The organism is Mesorhizobium sp. M0410 (assembly GCF_040321435.1).
GTDB lineage: Bacteria > Pseudomonadota > Alphaproteobacteria > Rhizobiales > Rhizobiaceae > Mesorhizobium.
The window spans coordinates 191,351-209,784 of the sequence record NZ_JAMYRN010000007.1 but is presented as its reverse complement, the minus strand read 5'-3'; the positions used below and the strand labels follow the sequence as shown (position 1 = coordinate 209,784).

Here is an 18,434-nt window from a genome sequence, read left to right as displayed (position 1 = left end):
GTTGCCGCGATGGGTCGTCGTCGCGTCAGACGCGCTCACCATCTCTCACCCGGTAAGTCGGTTTGTACATGGTGACGAGTTCTTCCGCCGCGGTCGGATGCACCGCCATGGTGCGATCGAAATCATCTTTGGTCAGCCCGGCCTTCAGCGGTATGCCGAGAAGCTGCGCCATTTCGCCGGCGTCCGGCCCGAGGATATGGGCGCCGAGGACTCTTTTCGACGCGCCGTCGACGACCAGCTTCATCAGCATCTTTTCATCGCGGCCGGAAAGCGTGTGCCGCATCGGCCGGAAGGTGGCGCGGTAGATTTCAAGATCCGAAAAGCGCTTTGCCGCCTCATCCTCCGACAGGCCGACCGTGCCGATCTCGGGCTGTGAAAAGACTGCGGTAGCGATCGTGTCATGGTCGGGCGCCATCGGATTGTCCTTGAAGGCGGTCTCGACGAAGCACATCGCCTCGTGGATCGCCACCGGCGTCAATTGCACGCGGTGGGTGACGTCACCGATCGCCCAGATGTTGTCGATGTTCGTGCGGGAGTATTCGTCGACCTGGATTGCCCCGGTTTTGGTCATCTCGATGCCGACGCCTTCCAGCCCCATGTTCTCGGTATTGGGAATGCGGCCGATGGCGAGCATGACCTGGTCGACCGTCAGCACGGTGCCGCCGGTGACAAGCGCGTCGAGCCGGCCGTCAGGGCGCTTCCTGACCCACTCGGACACGGCGTGGCAGAGGATTTTTATCCCCTTCTTTTCCATCGTCTCGTGCAGCATGCGTCTGAGGTCCATGTCGAAGCGGCTGAGTATCTCCTTGCCGCGATAGACCAGAGTCGTGTCGACGCCCAGCCCATGAAAGATATTGGCGAATTCGACGGCGATATAGCCGCCGCCCTCGATCATGATTGCCTTCGGCAGCTCCTTGAGGTCGAAGGCTTCGTTGGAAAAGATGCAGTGCTCATGGCCGGGCAATGCCGGATGCGGCGCCGGGCGCCCGCCGGTAGCGATCAGGATCTGGTCGGCGGTAACGGTGCGATCCTCACCGAGAAGATGCACCACATGCGGATCGACCAGGGTGGCGCGCGAATGAAAGACCTCACCGCCGGCGCCCTGCACGTTCTTCTTGTAGACGGCCTCCAGCCGGCTGATTTCGCGGTCCTTGTTGGCGACCAGCTTCTGCCAGTCGAAATGCGCCTCAGGCACCGTCCAGCCAAAACCGGCAGCGTCGGCGAAATGCTCGGGGAATTGCGAGGCGTAGACATAAAGCTTCTTCGGCACGCAGCCGCGGATCACGCAGGTGCCGCCGTAACGAAATTCCTCGGCAATGCCGACACGCTTGCCGAGTAGAGCCGCGACGCGCGCCGCCCTCACCCCGCCGGAGCCGCCGCCGATGACGAAAAGATCGTAGTCGTAACCGGCCATGGTCCAGCTCCTGCCCCTCAAACAACGAGACAGGTAGGCTGCCAGCCACCAAAAGAAAAGCCCGGACTTGCCGGGCTTTCTGGTCCAGTGGCGGTCAGGCCACTCGGAAGTCCTTGATCAATTCGGCGTGGCGTCCGCGGGAGCAGCGCCGTCTGCCGGGGCGGCACCCTCGGCAGGTGCAGCCTGCGCCTTGGCATTCGCCGCTGCACCCAGGGTCTCGCCGACCTGCTGGGCGAGATCGCGAGCCAAGCCGTTCTGCCAGATCTCGGCAGCCTTCACCAGTTCGCGCGTCACGATCGGGCCGTTGTCGAGCAGCTTCTTGCCGGACTCGGAATTGTAGAAGGCGGCGATTTCATTGAGTTCCTTTTCCGAGAACACCTTTGCATAGGCAAGCGCTGCTTCCTTTTCCAGGTCGGCGCGGCGCGATGCCAAGGCCATCGCCTTCTCGTTGATCGTCTTGGCGATCAGTTCCTGCATGTCCGGGTTCTTCTGGATCAGCTGCTGCTCGAGCGCCGCGGCCGCTTGCGGCAGGATGTTGTCGAACGTATCCGTCGCATGGATCGCCGCGACCGCGGCACGCGCCGCCTTCAGATGCGCATCAGTGACGTCCTGCGAAAACGCCGGCGACGAAAACGCGAAAACGGCCGAGGCCGCCAGAATGGCAAAAAAGCGGCCAACCCGGTTATGCAACATCATGATCGGTAAAACTCCTTGGTTTTCGGGCGGCATGGACGGTTTGGATGCCGTCGCCGCCGGCTATGATGGCCGTTGTCGCCAGCCCGATGAAAAGACCGTGCTCGACCACGCCGGGAATGGAGTGGAGAGCATTCGAAAGCGCTCTTGTATCCGGAATGCGGCCAAAAGATGCATCGAGGATAAAATGGCCGCCGTCTGTAACAAATGGCTGGGTCCCCGTCATCCTCAATGTAACAGGGCCGGAAAGGCCCAGGTTTGCAGCCGCCACGCCAACCGCAATTTCGGTGGCGCGCAGGCCAAACCGGTTGACTTCGATGGGCAGCGGAAAGCGGCCGATCATCTCGACCATCTTGGAGCTGTCCGCGATGACGATCATGCGGGCGGAGGCCGCCGCGACAATCTTTTCGCGCAGCAGCGCGCCACCGCCGCCCTTGACCAATGTCAGCGCCGGATCGATCTCGTCGGCGCCGTCGATGGTGAGGTCGAGCTCCGGTGTTTCCTCGAGGGTCGACAGCGGCACACCAAGCTCGGTGCAAAGGACGGCGGTGCGCTCCGAGGTCGGCACGCCGATGACAGTCAGGCCGGTGGCGACCTTGTCGGCGAGCAGCCGCACGAACTCATCCGCTGTCGTGCCGGTGCCGATGCCGAGCCGCATGCCATCCGTCACATGGGCCAGCGCTGTCCGCGCGGCCTCAACCTTCAATTGCCTCGCATCCATGCCGGGCCCCAAGATTTGTTTCGGCGCTCGTAGCATTTTTGCCGAGCTGGTCAAAGGACCTTGCCCGCGGTGGATAAGCCGGCTTGCCTGAACGGGCCGCAGCGGTTATCGCCTGCCGGCAATCGAATCGTCACAGGACAGGCCATGACCCGACCGACCATCGTGTTCGACCTCGACGGGACGCTGATCGACACGGCGCCGGACCTGCTCGACAGTCTCAACCACAGCCTTGCCGCCAGCCAGCTCGCGGCCGTCGACGAAGCCGGCTTTAAGCGTTTCGTCGGCCATGGCGGCCGCGTGATGATCGAGCGCGCCCATGCAGCGCAGCACAGGTCGCTGGCCGTGGAGGAGCACGATCGGCTGCTAAAGCTGTTTCTGGACCATTACACCGTTAACATTCCCGGCAAGTCGCGCCCCTACCCGGGTGTTCCCGAGGCGATCGCACGGTTCGAGGCAGCCGGTTACCTGCTGGCCATCTGCACCAATAAATATGAGGCCAATTCGGTGGCGCTGATCGAGGCGCTCGGTATGACCAGGCATTTCGCGGCGATCTGCGGTCAGGATAGTTTTCCGTTCCGCAAGCCCGACCCGCGCCATCTCACGCAGACTATCGCGCGCGCCGGTGGCGACCCGCACCGTGCACTGATGGTCGGTGATTCGCAGACCGACATCGACACGGCGAAAGCCGCCGGGATTCCGGTAGTGGCAGTCGATTTCGGCTACACCGATCGTCATGTGCGGGAGTTCGAACCATCGGCGGTGATCTCGCATTTCGATTCGCTGACGCTCGATCTGGTACAAGGGCTGATGGCTGCGGCAGAAGGCTGAAGCCGCTCATAGTCCAGACGGCCAGATGACGGCCGACAAGTGGTTGACTTCGCAGGCCGGCCTCCCTTATATCGCGGCGCGCTTGGCCTTCGGGCAACGAGCGGGCGATTAGCTCAGCGGGAGAGCACACCCTTCACACGGGTGGGGTCGCAGGTTCAATCCCTGCATCGCCCACCATCTTTTCGGCACTTAGCCATCACCGACGGGGAAGGCTGCCGTGATCGAGAACCAGCGCATGATCGCATTGGTTTTCCGTGCGCTTTTCCGCAAGCTATAAGACTGACAGGCACACTTACGCTCGGCACAATTGCCGGTCTGGACGATCCGCAAGCCCGAGTCCGGGAACAAACCCGTATGTAGATGAGTTTCTGCTCATCGAAATGTGAGGGAAAGCCATGTCCAGACTTGTTTTGGCGGCCGCCGTGCTGCTTGTCGGCGGATCGGCCTTTGCCGCGGACAAAAATCCGGTGCCGCCGCAGAATGCCAAGAAGCTGTCGGAAATCATCGCCAAGGTCGAGCAGCGCGACGACTTCCGCTACATCAAGGAAATCGATTGGGACAGCGGCGCCTACACCGTCATTTATTACACGAACGACAAGGCGAAAGTTGAAATCACCTATGATCCGGTGACAGCCGCGCCGAAATGAAGCTGGGCGCCAACGGTCCAGATTCTAAAAAATGGCGCTCCTCGAAGGCCCCCGGCCTTCGGCACACCCTTGCGTAGATATGACTTTGATGGCTGACTGGGTGCTATCATTGCTCGCGGGGGTGGGCATGGCGACGGTAAAGCACGTATTGAAACGCTTTCTGATGATGCTCGCGGGTTATTTCATAGCGGTATTGGTCGGGCTGATCGCGGTGGCGGCGATCTATGGCGGGCTGAGTTCGCTGCCAAATGCGCCGAATTATTTCGATGTCATGGGTGTCACCCCCGTTGCGGTGCTGCTGTTGCCGCCGCTCGGCATGTTCATCTATTTTCTGACGATTGTGATGACCGGCCTGCAGACACTGATCTTCGCACTGATTGCCGAGTTTTTCTCGCTGCGCAGTTTTTGGCTGCACATGATCTTCGGCGCGGCGGCCGCGGTTGGCGGCTTCGCCTTGATCTGGCCCAGTGTACCGGACGACACGAACCCGGAGCGCTGGGCCGATATCGGCATCATTGCCGCGGCAGGCGTTGTCGCGGGCTTGGTCTACTGGCTCATCGCCGGACGCGATGCGGGTTTCCGGCGTCCACTGTTTCAGCGCTAGAACCGCATTCGTCAGCTTGCCGGCGAACGCACCGCTTCCGTGCTGTCGAGCGCCTGCTGCAGCCTTGTATCGCGGCCGTAGACGTCGTTGAAGTATTCGACCTTGCCGGACAGGTCCGGCCATGCGGTGAAATAGGCGACATAGACCGGGATCTTGCGTGTCACGTCCTCGGTCGAATGTCCGTGTTTCAGTCTGTCCTCGATGTAGTCGACCGAGGTGCCGAGCACGGCAGCCGCCATGCCGCGCGGATCCTGCAAGCGAACGCAGCCATGGCTGAGCGCGCGCATGTCGCGCTGGAAAAATGACTTCTGCGGTGTGTCGTGCATGTAGATGGCGTGCTTGTTGGGAAACAGTATCTTCAGCTCGCCCAGCGCATTGGCCTCGCTCGGCAACTGGCGCACGCCGTAGGGTATCTTTGCGCCATAGGCACCCCAATTGACCGAGGATGAGGGAATGCGCTTGCCGCGGGCATTGACCACCTCATAGCCGGCGCGGTCGAGATAGCCAGGATCCCGCCGCAGCCGCGGCAACATCTCGTTGACCAGGATCGACTGCGGCACGCCCCAATAGGGATGAAAGTCGACCTGCTCGATCTGATCATAGAAGAAAGCAGTCTGGTTGGTGGGCCTGCCGACCACGGCGCGGGTCTTCAGCCTCTCCTCGCCGTCGTCGATATAGCTCGCGGTGAAAGCCGGCTGGTTGATGAAGACGCGCGGGCTGCCGAGGTCGGAAGGCAGCCAGCGCAATTCCTCGAGCGCGACCCGAACCTTCTGAATTTTGTCGGCCTTGGACGTTCCGGCCAACGATGCGACGGTACGCGGGCCGATGACTCCGTCGCCTTTCATGCCGGCCCGTTTCTGCACCGCCTTGATCACCGGCACCAGTTCCGGATCGTAGACCTCGCTGGTGGCGAGCCTCGCCAGCACCTCGCCATAGGCACCGCCCATCTCGTCATCGAGATTGCGCGCGATCCTTGTCAAAAGCTTCGGCAGCTCGGGGCTGGTCTGCCCCGGTTTCAACAGCAGATTGGGATCGACGACGATCTCGTCCTCGGCGCTGGCCTGTAGCGATTCCAGTTCGACGCGCAGCGCCTGATACTCGGAATTCTGTGGATGCCGTGATTCGAGATAAGTGCGCACTTGCTGGGTATGGGCCAGCGTCTTCAGTACCCCTTCCATGTCGAGCGGCTTCGGCGGAAAATCGTAGTAGCCGGTGATGCGGTTGGGATCGACGCGGCCGCTTTGTGCGTCACGTGCGTAGCGCAGGACACGGGCCGACATCGCCATCTCGAAGCGAACCAGCTCTTTCAGGCGCTCATCGGCATTGCCCGCCGATGCGCTTGCTGCCGGAACTTCGACGGTGTAGTCGGCGGGCGTCAGGCCGTAGCTCGCGGCCTCGCCCAGCACCCGCACAGCATCCTCGGCACGGCTGTTGGGACTGGTTCCCGTCACCCAGATGAAATCCGGATTGGCTGAGTAGTACGCGATCAGCGCCTTGGCGATGTCCTTCTCGGCGTAGAGATCATAGCCGTCGAGCCCGGCAATGGCTTCGCGGAATGCAGCCCCGGTGGCCGTCGGCTCGAATGCAGCATCCTGAGGCGTTGCCGGTTCAGGCGCTGCCGACAGTGCCGAAAAATCGACGCGCACCAGCGGATCGCTCTTGTAGGTGTAATAGGACGGGCTGCTGATTTGCGCACCACCACCCCCACCGGAAGCGGCTGGCGCCTTGGGCTTGTATTTTGACGGTGGCGGCGGAAAGTTACCTTTCGGCGGTGCGTGTTTGACGCCGCCGCCGAAAAGCATGTCGAAGAACCCTTGCGCTTCAACCTGCGGCGTTCCGAAGGCCAGCATTGCTGCGGCAACCGCGAACGGCAGCACGGTTGCTTTGTTTACAAGGAGTTTCATGGATCACCCGCTCCGGTTGAACCGGATCCCGTTCCGCACCGCTTTCACGGTCTCGCCCACCCCATGGCGGATGTAAGGCGTGACTACACTGATTCATACTGATTTCGTTAAGCTTCCATAAATTTCGGAACGTCTGTTGCAGAACGGTTTCACAACGTCGTGACGGGTCAAGCGAATCCGTCGCCGTCCTCGGCCAGAACGGCAACCGTCCAGTGACCAAGTCTCACGCGTTTGCGCCGCCGTCGATGGTCAATGCCGCGCCTGTCACGAAGCGTCCTTCGGGACCGGCAAGCCAGGCGACCATGCCGGCGATCTCGTCGGCCGTTCCGAAGCGAGGCATCGCCATCTTCTGGCGCTGATGCTCGGCGTGCGGGCCGGCTGCCGGGTTCATGTCGGTATCGGTCGACCCCGGATGGACGACATTGGCGGTGATGCCGCGCGGACCGAGATCGCGGGCAAAGGCCTTTGGTCAGGCCAACCAAGGCAGCCTTGCTGGCCGAATAAGCGCTCGGCGCGTCGCGCTCGGCCCTTCTGGCGACGGTGGCCGGGGCAATGGCGGCTTGGATAGCGATGGCCGGCACCGGGGTGGCGGCGTGACGATCGAACCCAGCAGACAAGAACAGACATTCAGATCACTGCAGAGACGGCTCCAGCCTGCCGGCAACGAAGCCAACGGCACGCTCCACCACACCCCTGTCGGCGAGAATGCGGCGGTGGCCGAGCCCGTCGGCCCAGTACAGCCGCACATGGTCTCCGGCGCGCGCGTAGAGCCTTGCATGATCGGCGGACACTTCGCGGTCGTCCGGCGCGTGGATCACCAGCGTCGGCAGCAGCGTGCTTGCCAGCTGGCGATCACCGGTAAACTCGTGCAACGGCCGGCCGGCGATACGCTCGACCCGGTCGGCCATGGCGACCTGCGAGCGCGAGCCGACATTCAGCATGCGACTGAAATCAGCAAAGATTGCCGGCAGTGAGCTCGGCGCAGCGATAAGCACCAGTCGCCCGGCCGCCAATCGCGGGATGTTCCTGATTGAACCGGCAACTGCATTGGCGGCAACGGCACCACCAAAGGAATGGCCGACGATCGCGGCAAACGGCCCGAACCACTCGCCGGCAACCCGTGCCGCATCGACCGCACTGACCAGGGTAAGCCGGCGGCCCTGCGACTGGCCGTGGCCCGGCAGGTCGAGCGAGACGACCTTATAGCCAGCATCGCGATAGGCCTCGATCAGCGTGCGCATGTATTCGGTGCGCGAACGCCAACCATGGATGACGAGCACGGTGCCGGCAGTGGCCCTGCCCGGCTCGGGCCGGAATTCATGCACCATGACGCAGCCGGTTCTGGTCTTTAGCCGGTGATGTCGTGCCTGGGTCATGAAATCGGCGGCGCGATCGATTGCGCGGCGCTCGCCTTCACTCAAGCTCTTCTCATGCGGCGTGCGGCAGAACAGCTCGAATGCAGCGCGCCCGGTGAGTCGCGGTGCCACATGCTCAGCCACTCCGAACGTGCCGCGGATGACCTTCAGTCCAAATGATGCCATAGTGGCGATCCATTCATTGGTTCAAGCATGAACATAATAGTTCAAACATGAACATTAAGCAAGACCTGCCCTGGGACAACCCGCGCTTTCGCAACTGGGTGGCAGTGGCGCGCGCATGCCACGTGCTGGAACGCACCCTGGCGGTGAAGCTGGCGCCGCTCGACCTGAAGCCGGCGCAGCTCGACGTGCTGATGAACCTCTACCGTCATCCCGGCATGTCGCAGCACGACCTCGCTCGCCGGCTGCTGGTCGGTCGCTCCAACATCACCATGCTTTTGCCGCAGCTGGAGACTCGTGGCCTGCTGCGCCGCGAGGGCGACGAGAAGGACAAGCGCGTGCTGCGGCTGACGTTGACCGCGACCGGCGAGGCACTGCTGATGCAGGCGCTGAAGGTCCATATAGCGCTGATCGAGAAGGCGATGAGCCAGTCGACGCCGGAGCAATGCGACATGATCGGCGAACAGATGCGTAGGGTTGCCGAGGTTTTGAAGACCGCCTGACAGCCCAGCGCTCCACCAACAAGTGCTTCACCACATCGATTTTTTCGCGCGCTCCGGCCATTCCTTGTCGTAGACCTCGCCGTCGATGTTCTTGCGGCTGGTGATTTCCAGGATTTGGCCGGGAGTCGGCAGCGATCTCGGGTCGACATGCCTTGCCGGATTCCACAACTCCGACCGGTGGATGGCGCGGGCGCACTGGAAATAGACCGCATCGACCTCGATGACCGTCACCGAGCGCGCCGGCTTGCCTTCGACTGCGAACGAGTCGCAGAGCGCGGCATCGGTGGTGATGTGGGCGCGGCCATTGACGCGCAGCGTCGTGCCGGAACCCGGCACCAGGAACAGGAGCGCGACGCGCGGATCGCGAAGGATGTTCCTTAGCGAATCGGCACGGTTGTTGCCGCGCCGGTCTGGCATCATCACCGTTTTCGGATCGTGGATGCGGACGAAGCCGGCGAGATCGCCGCGCGGCGAGCAGTCCAGCCCTTCAGGCCCGCAGGTTGCGAGCACGGCGAACGGCGAAGCCTCGATGATAGCTGCGTATTCGGGAATCAGCTGATCGAGTTCTTTGACCACCGACGCCTCGCCAGGCGGGCCATAGAGCGTTTCGAGCTGTTCGACGCTGGTGATCATGGACATGTTTTCGTCTCCAAAGCTTTGCCGGCTGCTCCAGATGCATGACGTTTTCACGACATCGTGCCCGCTTGCCGGTCATCAGGAAACGGGTGTCGAGGCAACGCGAAGAAGGGCAAACCGCTTTCACCTACACAATCGCACCGACGGATACGGAGACCGAAAATGGATAAACCGCTCGACCGGCGACGCACCGCCATGGAACTTATTGAAAACATGTTCAATGTTGAAATGCGTTTCCTGCAATCAGGATCGGAAAGCCTCGATGTGCTTGCCAGCGCATTCCATGCCGAGATTGTGGTGCATGAGCCGCAGTCCCTGCCCTATGCCGGTGACTGGAATGGCCTCGACGGCGTTGGCGCTCTTTTCCGCAAGATGCGGGAAATCTGGAGCGACGTGGCGGTGGAGGATCTTCAAACCGCCCAGAACGATAACGTGGTGTTCATGAGCTGCATGCTTTCGCTGACGTCGCGAGCCACTGGTGCAACAATCATACAGCCGTTTGCCGAAGTCTTGCGCTTCAAGGATGACCGACTGATCGAAGGCACGCCGTTTTACTATGACACCGGCGAGATCCTGGCGATCCTGCGCTGAGCATACCGCGAAACCATTCAGCGGTCGCGGCTCAGCCCCTTCTCTTCCAGCTCGGCGAGATAGGCGGCCCAGCGTGCGTCCTTCTCATGACCCAACGTATGCAGGTAGTTCCAGGTGAAGATACCGGTGTCGTGGAAATCGTCGAAGGTGATGCGCACGGCATAGTTGCCGACCGGCTCGATCTTCAGGATCGCCACATTGCGCTTGCCGGGAACGGTGACGCGCTGTTCGGGCGAATGGCCCTGCACCTCGGCCGATGGCGAGGCGACCCGCAGAAGCTCGGCCGGCAACTCGAACGGCTGATGTCCCGGAAAGGTCACGGAAAGCAGCTTGCGATCTTTCGAGACCCTGAGTTCCTTCGGCGCTGTCATGGTGGTGGATCCTGCGGAGAACCGCCCTTCCCTACGCCGCTTCGTGTCGAGGGAAAAGGCCGCATCGAAAGTTCCGACATGATCTGTCGGCGTCGGAATGTTACCGGAGATCGCGAGCTGATATCTTGAATGGCAAGTTGGCTCGTATCACATAGCTATATATAACGAAGCCGTTCACGGCCACGGGAAGCGTACAGCATGGATATGATCGATCCTTTCGGTCGCACGATCACCTACCTGCGCGTGTCGGTTACGGACCGCTGCGATTTTCGCTGCACTTATTGCATGGCCGAGGACATGACGTTCCTGCCCAAGAAGGACCTGCTGTCGCTGGAAGAGCTCGACCGGCTCTGCACGGTCTTCATCGAAAAGGGCGTGCGCAAGCTTCGCCTCACCGGCGGTGAGCCGCTGGTACGCAAGAACATCATGCATCTTGTGCGCCAGCTTTCGCGGCATCTCGAGAGCGGTGCGCTGGAAGAGCTGACGCTGACCACCAATGGATCGCAGCTTTCCCGCTTTGCCGCCGAGCTCGCCGACTGCGGCGTCAAACGCATTAACGTCTCGCTCGATACTCTCGATGCCGACAAATTTCGACAGATCACCCGCTGGGGCAATCTGGACAAGGTCATGGATGGCATCGACGCCGCGCAGGCGGCCGGGCTGAAGGTAAAGCTCAACGCTGTGGCGTTGAAGGACTTCAATGACGCCGAATTGCCGGACATGCTACGCTGGGCGCATGGCCGCGGCATGGATCTGACGGTCATCGAAACCATGCCGATGGGCGAGATCGATGCCGACCGCACCGATCAGTATTTGCCGCTGTCGCTGCTGCGTGCAGCACTCGAGCGCCAATTCACGCTGAGCGATATTCCCTACAAGACCGGTGGCCCGGCCCGCTACGTCCATGTCGCCGAGACCGGCGGGCGGCTGGGCTTCATCACGCCGATGACGCATAATTTCTGCGAAAGCTGCAACCGGGTCCGGCTGACCTGCACCGGCACCCTTTACATGTGCCTCGGCCAGGAAGATGCCGCAGACCTGCGCGCGCCACTGCGTGCGTCGGAAGGCAACGAGCTGGTCGCCGATGCCATCGACGAAGCAATCGACCGCAAGCCCAAAGGCCATGACTTCATCATCGATCGCCGCACCAACCGTCCGTCGGTGTCGCGGCATATGAGCGTCACCGGCGGCTGATTTTTAGCCGATTTCGTGCAAGAACAATCGCCTTGGTATCAGCGCGAGGCAAGGCGTGCAGCGGTTTCTTTTAGTCCTGACGTTTTTCGGAGTGATGGCGGGGACCATGGCAGTTGCCGCGCCATTTACTTATACGAACGAGCGCTTCGGTACCGTCTGCACCTTTCCGGATGAAATCTTCACTCTTCGCCAGGCTGAGCCGGATAATGGCGATGGACAACGGTGGCTCACTGCCGATGGCGCCAGCCTGATCTGTTCAGGCATTCTCAATGTCGATGATGACACCCCGAAAGCCTTCCTCTCCGCCGAGAGGGCCAGCAAGGAACCTGGCTATAAGATCACCTACAGCAAGACCGGCAAGGACTGGGCGGTGCTGTCGGGCATCAAAGGCGGGAACATCTTCTACGAACGCCGCCTGTTCGGAAAAGATGGTGTCATCCGCACGGTCTGGATCGACTATCCGCCAGCCCTGAAATCGAAATACGACCCGCTCGTCGGTGCCATCGCCGGCAGCCTCAGGGGGCCGTGAGCATCCGGCCCGTCTCGACGTATTCGCAGCCTATTGTTTTTGCTGATGAATTAAGGCTGACGCGTGTAGTCGTACTGCACGGCGAGCCATTTCCTGCCGCTGCCATTGGCCGGGAGGAAATGCTGCTCGGCCACCTCGTGGTTGTCGCCATCCCTGGAAATGATGAAATCGGAGGCCGTGTATCGCCCTTCGACCTCGGGCCTGAAGCCGACGAAACCAAGCGGCTCGAACAGCAGTGAAATCTTGCCGTCCTCTTCGCCACCAAAACTCCAGGCGGGCATGATCCCTGCCGGGAAACGGGTGTCCATGGAGACATACTTCCAGCGGCCCTCCACCCGGTCATAGCTCAAATAGGCTATCCGCTGGAAGTCCGGGATTTTCGACCCGGGCGCCGGGCGCATCACCTCCTGCATGAAGGGGCCGATCATCGTACGTTCGGCCACCAGCCCGGTCATCACGATCGGCTGCGCACCGGGGGTTGGCCAGATCGTGTTGACGACGTTCCACTTCCCGATGCGGCGAGCGAGCTCATTCGCTTCGTGACCCGGCGTGGACATCCGTTCGACTGCCGATGCCGAAGCGCCGTTCTCGGCCAACGCAGGCGCTATCGCCATGAAGATGACCGCCAGTGCAGAAGAGAACCGGAAAGCCGACGAAACGTGCCGCCTGCTGCCTGTGCCAAGCCTGGCCGCATTGCCTCGTGCATTCGTCATGGACCACCTCCCCAGACAAGATCAGAAGCCTACAATGACCAATTTGGCGACTCTTGCCGAGCAAATTGATCTCGTCGAGAATTTTCCTCGAGCGGCAGTGTGATCGATTTGCCATCCGAACCGAACCTTTAAAAGGGCACCTTTCGGGGTCACACCAGAAAAGGTCTTGTCCGCAAACGGTCACCGGATTTACCGCAAGCCCATTCGGGCCTAGCCTCTGCTCTGGAGCGGTGCTTCGCCCAGTGGGGGAATACGATATGCGCAAACTCATTCTTTCTCTTGCATTGCTCAGCCTCGCGGCCCTGCCCGCGGCGGCCCAGTCGATCGGCGGCACCTATGCCGTGGCCGGCACCAATTTCGATGGGTCGTCCTATGGTGGCGACGCGACGATCACGCTGACTAGCGAGACGACCTGCACGATCCATTGGGAGACAGGCGGCTCGTCCTCGGACGGCATCTGCATGCGCAACGACGATGCCTTCTCCGCCGGTTATGTCATGGGCAAGGCGGTCGGTCTTGTCGTCTACAAGGTGCAGGACGACGGCTCGCTGCGTGGCCTGTGGACGATTGCCGGCAAGGAAGGCAACGGCACCGAGGTACTGACGCCCAAATAAGCCCTGCCGCTCTTGCGCGACAGATGTTACGGGCCATAGAAAGGCTGTGGCCCAGCCCTTTGACGTTGCTGTTTTGCGGGTGCCTGCTAGACGCTTGCTGCAGGACTCACCCGGTAATCTGCCTTGCCTCTTTCGCCAAACCTGCGCGGCGCGTTGTTCATGATGGTGGCCATGGCTGGTTTCACTCTCAACGACGCTATCACCAAATTCTCGTCGGAATCGATGAACATGGCGCAGGTCATGCTGATCCGCGGCGCCTTCGCTTCGCTTTTCGTTGGCCTGCTTGCGTGGCAACGCGGCGCGCTTGCCCGGCCAGGTTCGATGCTGCAGCCGACCGTTGCGCTGCGCGTTGCCAGCGAGGCCGGCGCCACGGTGTCCTTCCTGGTTGCTCTGGCGCATCTTCCGATCGCCAATGTCTCCGCCGTGCTGCAGGCGCTGCCGCTGGCGGTGACGATGGGCGCAGCGCTTGTGTTCAACGAGGGCGTCGGCTGGCGGCGCTGGCTGGCTATTGCCATCGGTTTTGCCGGCGTGCTGATCATCGTGCGGCCGGGCTTCGAAGGGTTCAGCGTCTTTTCTCTGCTGGCGCTGGCCAGCGTGGCATGCTGTTCGGTGCGCGATCTCGCCACCAAGCGGATACCGCAGGCAATTCCGACATTGCTGGTATCGAGCGCCACCGCCCTTGCCATGACGTTTCTGGGCGCGGCATTGCTTTCACCGATGGGCGGCTGGACACCGATGACAGGACAAAGCACGGCGTTCCTGGCGCTGGCGGCGGTGCTCGTGCTCATCGGCTACCACTTCATCATCACGGCGATGCGGGTGGGCGATATCTCCTTCATCGCGCCGTTCCGCTACACCGCCCTGCTCTGGTCGATCCTGCTTGGCTTCACGATCTTCGGCGATGTCCCGGATCTGCCGATGATCGGCGGTGCCACGATCATCATCGGCTCAGGCCTCTATGCACTCTACCGCGAACGGATCGTCGGCCGGCGAAAAACAGCCGCCGAAAGCACTGGACCGGACATGGCGCCGGACGGCATATAGAGTGACTGTCGACGACTGTCTGATTTGAAAACTGGATTTTGGGTCTGGGCAGCAAACGATGGGCCGACATATCGCAGGGATCATTCTGGCCGGCGGCCGGTCGAGCCGGATGGGCGGCGGCGACAAGACGCTGCTTGCGCTTGGCGACGGTACCCTGCTCGACCGTGTCGTTTCGCGCCTTGGCCCGCAGGTCGGTCCGCTTGCGCTAAACGCCAATGGCGATCCGACACGGTTTGCCGCGACGGGGCTTCCGGTGCTTGCCGACACCGTCAAAGGTTATGCCGGGCCGCTTGCCGGGATACTGACCGGCCTCGAATGGGCTTCCGACACGACCTGCCAGGGGCTGGTCACGGCTGCCGGCGATACGCCTTTCCTGCCCAGGGATATGGTCGAGCGGCTGCTCGCGGCAGCCGACGAACGCCCCGGCTCGATTGCGGTCGCCTGTTCCGGCGGCAAACGGCATCCGACCTTTGCACTCTGGCCGCTAGGGTTAGATCAGGTCTTGCGACAATTTCTCGTCGAGGAAGACAACCGGCGCGTTGCGGCGTTCATCGACCGGCACGGTTTTGTCGAGGTGGAATTTCCTATCCTGAAATCCGGCGGGGCCGAGATCGATCCGTTCTTCAACATCAACACTCCCGACGACCTTGCCCAGGCCGTGCATCTGTTGCAGAGCATCGAGCCATGAAAAGACGTATTTTCGGCATCACCGGCTGGAAGAACTCCGGCAAGACGACATTGACCGAAAAGCTGGTGGCCGAACTCGTCCGGCGCGGCTGGAAAGTGTCGACGGTAAAACACGCCCATCATGATTTCGACATCGACAAACCCGGAGCGGACAGCTTTCGCCACCGGCAGGCGGGAGCGATGGAGGTCGCGGTCGTGTCGGGCAGGCGCTGGGCGCTGATGCACGAATTGCGCGGCGAGGACGAGCCGACGCTAGACGCGATCCTGTCACGGCTGGCACCGTGCGACATCGTGTTGGTCGAGGGTTACAAGCGCGAAGCGCACAAGAAACTCGAGACGAGACGGCTCGAGGCCAAGGACCGGACACCGCTCTCGGCAGGCGATCCACACATTGTCGCCATCGCCTCCGACTTCCCCATTGTCGGCGAAGACCTGCCGGCCTTCGATCTCGACGACACGAATTCGATAGCTGACTTCATCGAGCGCGCCACAAGCCTGTCGCGCTGAAAATGCGGCAGAAGACAGTTTCCGCCCACTTGCTTTCCAATTTAGGCGTCTGACCCGGCGTCATCGCTTTCTGAACATGACCTTCCCTCAAGCGACGGTTTTGCAGTTGCTTTTTCTTGGGAAAGAATGGGAGTATCGCATCAGCGGGCGGTCAAAAGCACCGCCCACAGAGCCGTTCGGGAACGACGGCCGGGACCAACAGAGAGGACCATTATGCGTATTGCACTGCGTATCGCGCTTGCCGCTTCGGCTGCGCTGCTGACGCTTGGCGTTGCCCAGGCCCAGGAAAAGACCTTGAGGATCGGCACCGAGGGAGCCTATCCCCCATTCAACAATCTGACAGCCGACGGCCAGCTCGTAGGCTTCGATATCGACATTGCCAAGGCGCTCTGCGACGAGATGAAGGTGAAGTGCACCTTTGTCGCGCAGGACTGGGACGGCATCATTCCCGCCCTTCACGCAGGCAAGTTCGACGCCATCGTCGCGTCGATGTCGATCACGCCGGAACGCGCCGAGAAGGTCGACTTCACCCACAAATATTACAATACGCCGCCGGCGATTGCCGCCCCCAAGGACACTGACATCAAGGGTGTAACCAAGGAAGATTTGGCCGGCAAGACGATCGGCGTGCAGGCGTCCACCACGCATTTCAACTATTCGACCAAGACTTATACCGACAGCACCGTCAAGCCGTACCCGACCGCACAGGAATACCAGCTCGATCTGGCCAATGGCCGGCTCGATGCCGCCAATGACGACATCGTCGTGCTGCAGCAATGGCTGGATTCGCCGGACGGCGCCTGCTGCAAGCTGGTCGGCACAATCAAGCCGGTCATCGAAATCCACGGTCCGGGCGCCGGCATTGCCGTGCGCAAGGGCGAGACCGACCTGGTCAACCAGTTCAATGCGGCAATCGACGCCATCCGAGCAAACGGAAAGTACAAGGAAATCAACGACAAATACTTCAAATATGACGTTTATGGCGGCGAGTCCTGATCGACCGACATACGAGGACTTGAACGGCGGGAGATTCCCGCCGTTCTTATAAGGATGCCGCGCACGAGGGGTGACGCGGCACGGGTCTCAAAGAGCCTCAAGGAGAACAGGCAGGCGGATGCAGAGCGCACTGACGCTTCTCAGTTGGGGACCCGAAGGCTGGCTCGACGACATCGCCGCGGGTGTGTTTGTCACAGTATGTCTTGCGCTGGCCACTCTGCCCTTCGGGCTGACGCTCGGCTTTTTCGTGGCGCTGGCCAAACAGTCGGAAGAGCCGTCGCTGAGACTGGCCGGGAACATCTACACCACGATTTTTCGCGGAATACCCGAGCTGCTCACGCTGTTTCTGATCTTCTTCGGCATCCCATTGATCCTGCAGTACATTGTCCGCCTAGTGAGCCCTGGAACGTCCGCCGACGTCAACAGTTTCGTCGCCGGCATGATCGCGCTCTGCTTCATTTTCTCCTCTTATTCCAGCGAGGTGTTTTTATCCGCCTTCCGCGCCATTCCAAAAGGGCAATATGAGGGAGGCTATTCGGTTGGCCTGTCCAGCGGCCAGACGATGCGGCTGATCGTGCTGCCGCAGTTGATCCGCATCGCATTACCCGGACTTGCCAATCTCTGGCTTATCCTGCTCAAGGACACCGCGCTCGTCTCGGCCGTTGGCCTCAACGAGATCCTCAGGCAGAGCGGGGTTGCCGCGCGCGTCACCAAGCATGCCTTCCTGTTTTACGGTTTTGCCGGCCTGATCTATCTCCTGCTGGCGATCGTCTCCTCCTTCGGCATCAATGCGATCGAACGAGCGGTCGGCGGCAGCGAGGTCAAGAGATGAGCCTGGCCACCGACACGCTGAAGGTCGACCGGCCGCCGCCGCCCGCACGCGGCTGGTCGCGTCAACGCATCCTCGGCCATGTCCTGGTCGGCCTGTGGATCGCTCTCGGCATTGGCATGGTCGTCTACCTGGTCGCTGCGTGGAACCCGGAGTTCTTCCAGAAATATGCACCCGGCTACATATCCGGCCTCGGCATCACCCTGTTGCTGGTTGCCATCTCGATTGTGCTTGGCGCGATCCTGTCGGTGCCGATCGCCTATGCACGCATGTCGAAGAACCCGATCCTTTCGGGGTTCGCCTATGCCTATGTCTATTTCTTTCGCGGCACGCCGCTGTTGGCGCAGACCTTCCTGGTCTACTATGGGGTCGGCTCCTTCCGGCCGGAGCTCGAGATGGTCGGACTGTGGGGCTTCTTCCGCGAAGCGTTCAACTGCGCGATCTTCGCCTTTTCGCTGAATACGGCCGCGTACCAGGCCGAGATTTTGCGTGGCGCAATCGAGAGCGTGCCGAGGGGCCAGTGGGAAGGTGCCGCCTCGCTCGGCCTGCACAAACTGCAGACGATGTGGAAGATCATCCTGCCGCAGGCGCTGATCGTCGCGTTGCGCCCGTATGGCAACGAGATCATCCTGATGATCAAGGGCTCGGCAATCGTCGCCATCATCACGGTCTACGATTTGATGGGCATCACCCGGCTCACCTATGCGCGCACCTTCGACTTTCAGTCGTACATCTGGGCGGCGATCATCTATCTGATCATCGTGGAAACATTGCGCCACGGCGTCGAGTGGATCGAACGGCGCATCACCATCCATCTGCACCGCTGACTCCCATCGCCTTGCCTGATCCGGTAAGAAGACCGCAAAGCAGG

General features: G+C 61.3%; 23 protein-coding genes, 1 tRNA gene and 1 pseudogene. 16 read left to right on the top strand and 9 right to left on the bottom strand.

The window, feature by feature from the left end; translation table 11 throughout:
- Positions 1-25: 25 nt before the first annotated feature.
- The 3 genes from gor to rpiA all read right to left on the bottom strand — a co-directional run bounded on the left by gor (position 26) and on the right by rpiA (position 2,828).
- The gene (gor, locus tag NKI63_RS12580) at positions 26-1,414 is read right to left on the bottom strand and encodes a glutathione-disulfide reductase (protein WP_352508432.1); all 1,389 of its coding nucleotides are present in this window, start codon (positions 1,412-1,414) and stop codon (positions 26-28) included.
- A 117-nt stretch (positions 1,415-1,531) separates the two neighbouring features.
- On the bottom strand, positions 1,532-2,110 hold the full coding sequence (locus NKI63_RS12575) for a DUF2059 domain-containing protein (RefSeq protein ID WP_352508431.1): 579 nt from the start codon (positions 2,108-2,110) through the stop codon (positions 1,532-1,534).
- The gene (gene rpiA, locus NKI63_RS12570; RefSeq protein WP_352736477.1) at positions 2,097-2,828 is read right to left on the bottom strand and encodes a ribose-5-phosphate isomerase RpiA; all 732 of its coding nucleotides are present in this window, start codon (positions 2,826-2,828) and stop codon (positions 2,097-2,099) included. Before rpiA ends, NKI63_RS12575 begins: the two co-directional genes overlap by 14 nt.
- A gap of 144 nt (positions 2,829-2,972) precedes the next feature.
- On the opposite strand from rpiA, the gene NKI63_RS12565 reads away from it, so the two are divergent.
- From NKI63_RS12565 to NKI63_RS12550, 4 genes are all read left to right on the top strand, one after another.
- Positions 2,973-3,656, top strand: coding sequence for a phosphoglycolate phosphatase (locus NKI63_RS12565; protein ID WP_254817239.1), 684 nt, complete (start codon positions 2,973-2,975; stop codon positions 3,654-3,656).
- Positions 3,657-3,758: 102 nt separating this feature from the next.
- Positions 3,759-3,833 (top strand) — tRNA-Val (locus tag NKI63_RS12560).
- A gap of 218 nt (positions 3,834-4,051) precedes the next feature.
- Entirely contained in the window at positions 4,052-4,303 is a 252-nt protein-coding gene (locus NKI63_RS12555; protein WP_352508429.1) for a PepSY domain-containing protein, read from the top strand.
- Between the two features lie 127 nt (positions 4,304-4,430).
- Positions 4,431-4,907 (top strand): hypothetical protein, encoded by a 477-nt coding sequence (locus NKI63_RS12550; RefSeq protein ID WP_254817402.1) that lies wholly within the window; start codon positions 4,431-4,433, stop codon positions 4,905-4,907.
- 11 nt (positions 4,908-4,918) lie between these two features.
- On the opposite strand, the gene NKI63_RS12545 is transcribed toward NKI63_RS12550, so the two are convergent.
- From NKI63_RS12545 to NKI63_RS12535, 3 genes and pseudogenes are all read right to left on the bottom strand, one after another.
- Positions 4,919-6,811, bottom strand: coding sequence for a L,D-transpeptidase family protein (locus NKI63_RS12545; RefSeq protein ID WP_352508428.1), 1,893 nt, complete (start codon positions 6,809-6,811; stop codon positions 4,919-4,921).
- Between the two features lie 223 nt (positions 6,812-7,034).
- Positions 7,035-7,320 (bottom strand): annotated as a pseudogene (locus NKI63_RS12540) (SDR family oxidoreductase); the annotation flags it as partial.
- A gap of 123 nt (positions 7,321-7,443) precedes the next feature.
- The gene (locus NKI63_RS12535; protein WP_352508427.1) at positions 7,444-8,352 is read right to left on the bottom strand and encodes an alpha/beta hydrolase; all 909 of its coding nucleotides are present in this window, start codon (positions 8,350-8,352) and stop codon (positions 7,444-7,446) included.
- Between the two features lie 47 nt (positions 8,353-8,399).
- On the opposite strand from NKI63_RS12535, the gene NKI63_RS12530 reads away from it, so the two are divergent.
- Positions 8,400-8,852: a MarR family winged helix-turn-helix transcriptional regulator gene (locus NKI63_RS12530; protein ID WP_352508426.1), complete on the top strand. Its 453-nt coding sequence runs from the start codon at positions 8,400-8,402 to the stop codon at positions 8,850-8,852.
- Positions 8,853-8,879: 27 nt separating this feature from the next.
- Here NKI63_RS12530 and NKI63_RS12525 read toward each other — a convergent pair whose 3' ends face one another.
- Entirely contained in the window at positions 8,880-9,491 is a 612-nt protein-coding gene (locus NKI63_RS12525; RefSeq protein ID WP_352508425.1) for a pyridoxamine 5'-phosphate oxidase family protein, read from the bottom strand.
- Between the two features lie 159 nt (positions 9,492-9,650).
- Between NKI63_RS12525 and NKI63_RS12520 the strand changes: the two genes are divergently transcribed.
- Positions 9,651-10,079: a nuclear transport factor 2 family protein gene (locus tag NKI63_RS12520; protein WP_352508424.1), complete on the top strand. Its 429-nt coding sequence runs from the start codon at positions 9,651-9,653 to the stop codon at positions 10,077-10,079.
- 17 nt (positions 10,080-10,096) lie between these two features.
- Here the strand turns inward: NKI63_RS12520 and NKI63_RS12515 are convergent, their stop codons facing one another.
- Positions 10,097-10,450: a gamma-butyrobetaine hydroxylase family protein gene (locus tag NKI63_RS12515; RefSeq protein WP_023717628.1), complete on the bottom strand. Its 354-nt coding sequence runs from the start codon at positions 10,448-10,450 to the stop codon at positions 10,097-10,099.
- 198 nt (positions 10,451-10,648) lie between these two features.
- Here NKI63_RS12515 and moaA point away from each other — a divergent pair, with 198 nt between their 5' ends.
- Positions 10,649-11,644 (top strand): GTP 3',8-cyclase MoaA, encoded by a 996-nt coding sequence (gene moaA, locus NKI63_RS12510; RefSeq protein ID WP_352478871.1) that lies wholly within the window; start codon positions 10,649-10,651, stop codon positions 11,642-11,644.
- Between the two features lie 106 nt (positions 11,645-11,750).
- Positions 11,751-12,173 carry a hypothetical protein gene (locus NKI63_RS12505; protein ID WP_352508423.1) on the top strand — a complete coding sequence of 141 codons (423 nt, stop codon included), beginning with the start codon at positions 11,751-11,753 and terminating at the stop codon, positions 12,171-12,173.
- A gap of 50 nt (positions 12,174-12,223) precedes the next feature.
- Here NKI63_RS12505 and NKI63_RS12500 read toward each other — a convergent pair whose 3' ends face one another.
- Positions 12,224-12,769, bottom strand: a complete 546-nt coding sequence (locus NKI63_RS12500) for a hypothetical protein (RefSeq protein ID WP_352821671.1) — start codon at positions 12,767-12,769, stop codon at positions 12,224-12,226.
- 16 nt (positions 12,770-12,785) lie between these two features.
- Between NKI63_RS12500 and NKI63_RS12495 the strand changes: the two genes are divergently transcribed.
- The 8 genes from NKI63_RS12495 (at position 12,786) to NKI63_RS12460 (ending at position 18,390) form a co-directional block, all read left to right on the top strand.
- Positions 12,786-12,989 (top strand): hypothetical protein, encoded by a 204-nt coding sequence (locus tag NKI63_RS12495; RefSeq protein WP_352508421.1) that lies wholly within the window; start codon positions 12,786-12,788, stop codon positions 12,987-12,989.
- Positions 12,990-13,143: 154 nt separating this feature from the next.
- Positions 13,144-13,500, top strand: coding sequence for a hypothetical protein (locus NKI63_RS12490; RefSeq protein ID WP_352448884.1), 357 nt, complete (start codon positions 13,144-13,146; stop codon positions 13,498-13,500).
- 123 nt (positions 13,501-13,623) lie between these two features.
- The gene (locus tag NKI63_RS12485) at positions 13,624-14,544 is read left to right on the top strand and encodes a DMT family transporter (RefSeq protein WP_352508420.1); all 921 of its coding nucleotides are present in this window, start codon (positions 13,624-13,626) and stop codon (positions 14,542-14,544) included.
- A 58-nt stretch (positions 14,545-14,602) separates the two neighbouring features.
- Entirely contained in the window at positions 14,603-15,232 is a 630-nt protein-coding gene (gene mobA, locus NKI63_RS12480; RefSeq protein ID WP_352508419.1) for a molybdenum cofactor guanylyltransferase MobA, read from the top strand.
- Positions 15,229-15,738 carry a molybdopterin-guanine dinucleotide biosynthesis protein B gene (mobB, locus tag NKI63_RS12475; protein WP_352508418.1) on the top strand — a complete coding sequence of 170 codons (510 nt, stop codon included), beginning with the start codon at positions 15,229-15,231 and terminating at the stop codon, positions 15,736-15,738. The genes mobA and mobB overlap by 4 nt, the downstream gene beginning before the upstream one ends.
- Before the next feature lie 213 nt (positions 15,739-15,951).
- The gene (locus tag NKI63_RS12470; protein WP_352821667.1) at positions 15,952-16,734 is read left to right on the top strand and encodes an ABC transporter substrate-binding protein; all 783 of its coding nucleotides are present in this window, start codon (positions 15,952-15,954) and stop codon (positions 16,732-16,734) included.
- 118 nt (positions 16,735-16,852) lie between these two features.
- The gene (locus NKI63_RS12465) at positions 16,853-17,566 is read left to right on the top strand and encodes an ABC transporter permease (RefSeq protein ID WP_023675013.1); all 714 of its coding nucleotides are present in this window, start codon (positions 16,853-16,855) and stop codon (positions 17,564-17,566) included.
- Entirely contained in the window at positions 17,563-18,390 is an 828-nt protein-coding gene (locus NKI63_RS12460; protein ID WP_023675012.1) for an ABC transporter permease, read from the top strand. Before NKI63_RS12465 ends, NKI63_RS12460 begins: the two co-directional genes overlap by 4 nt.
- Positions 18,391-18,434 lie beyond the last annotated feature (44 nt).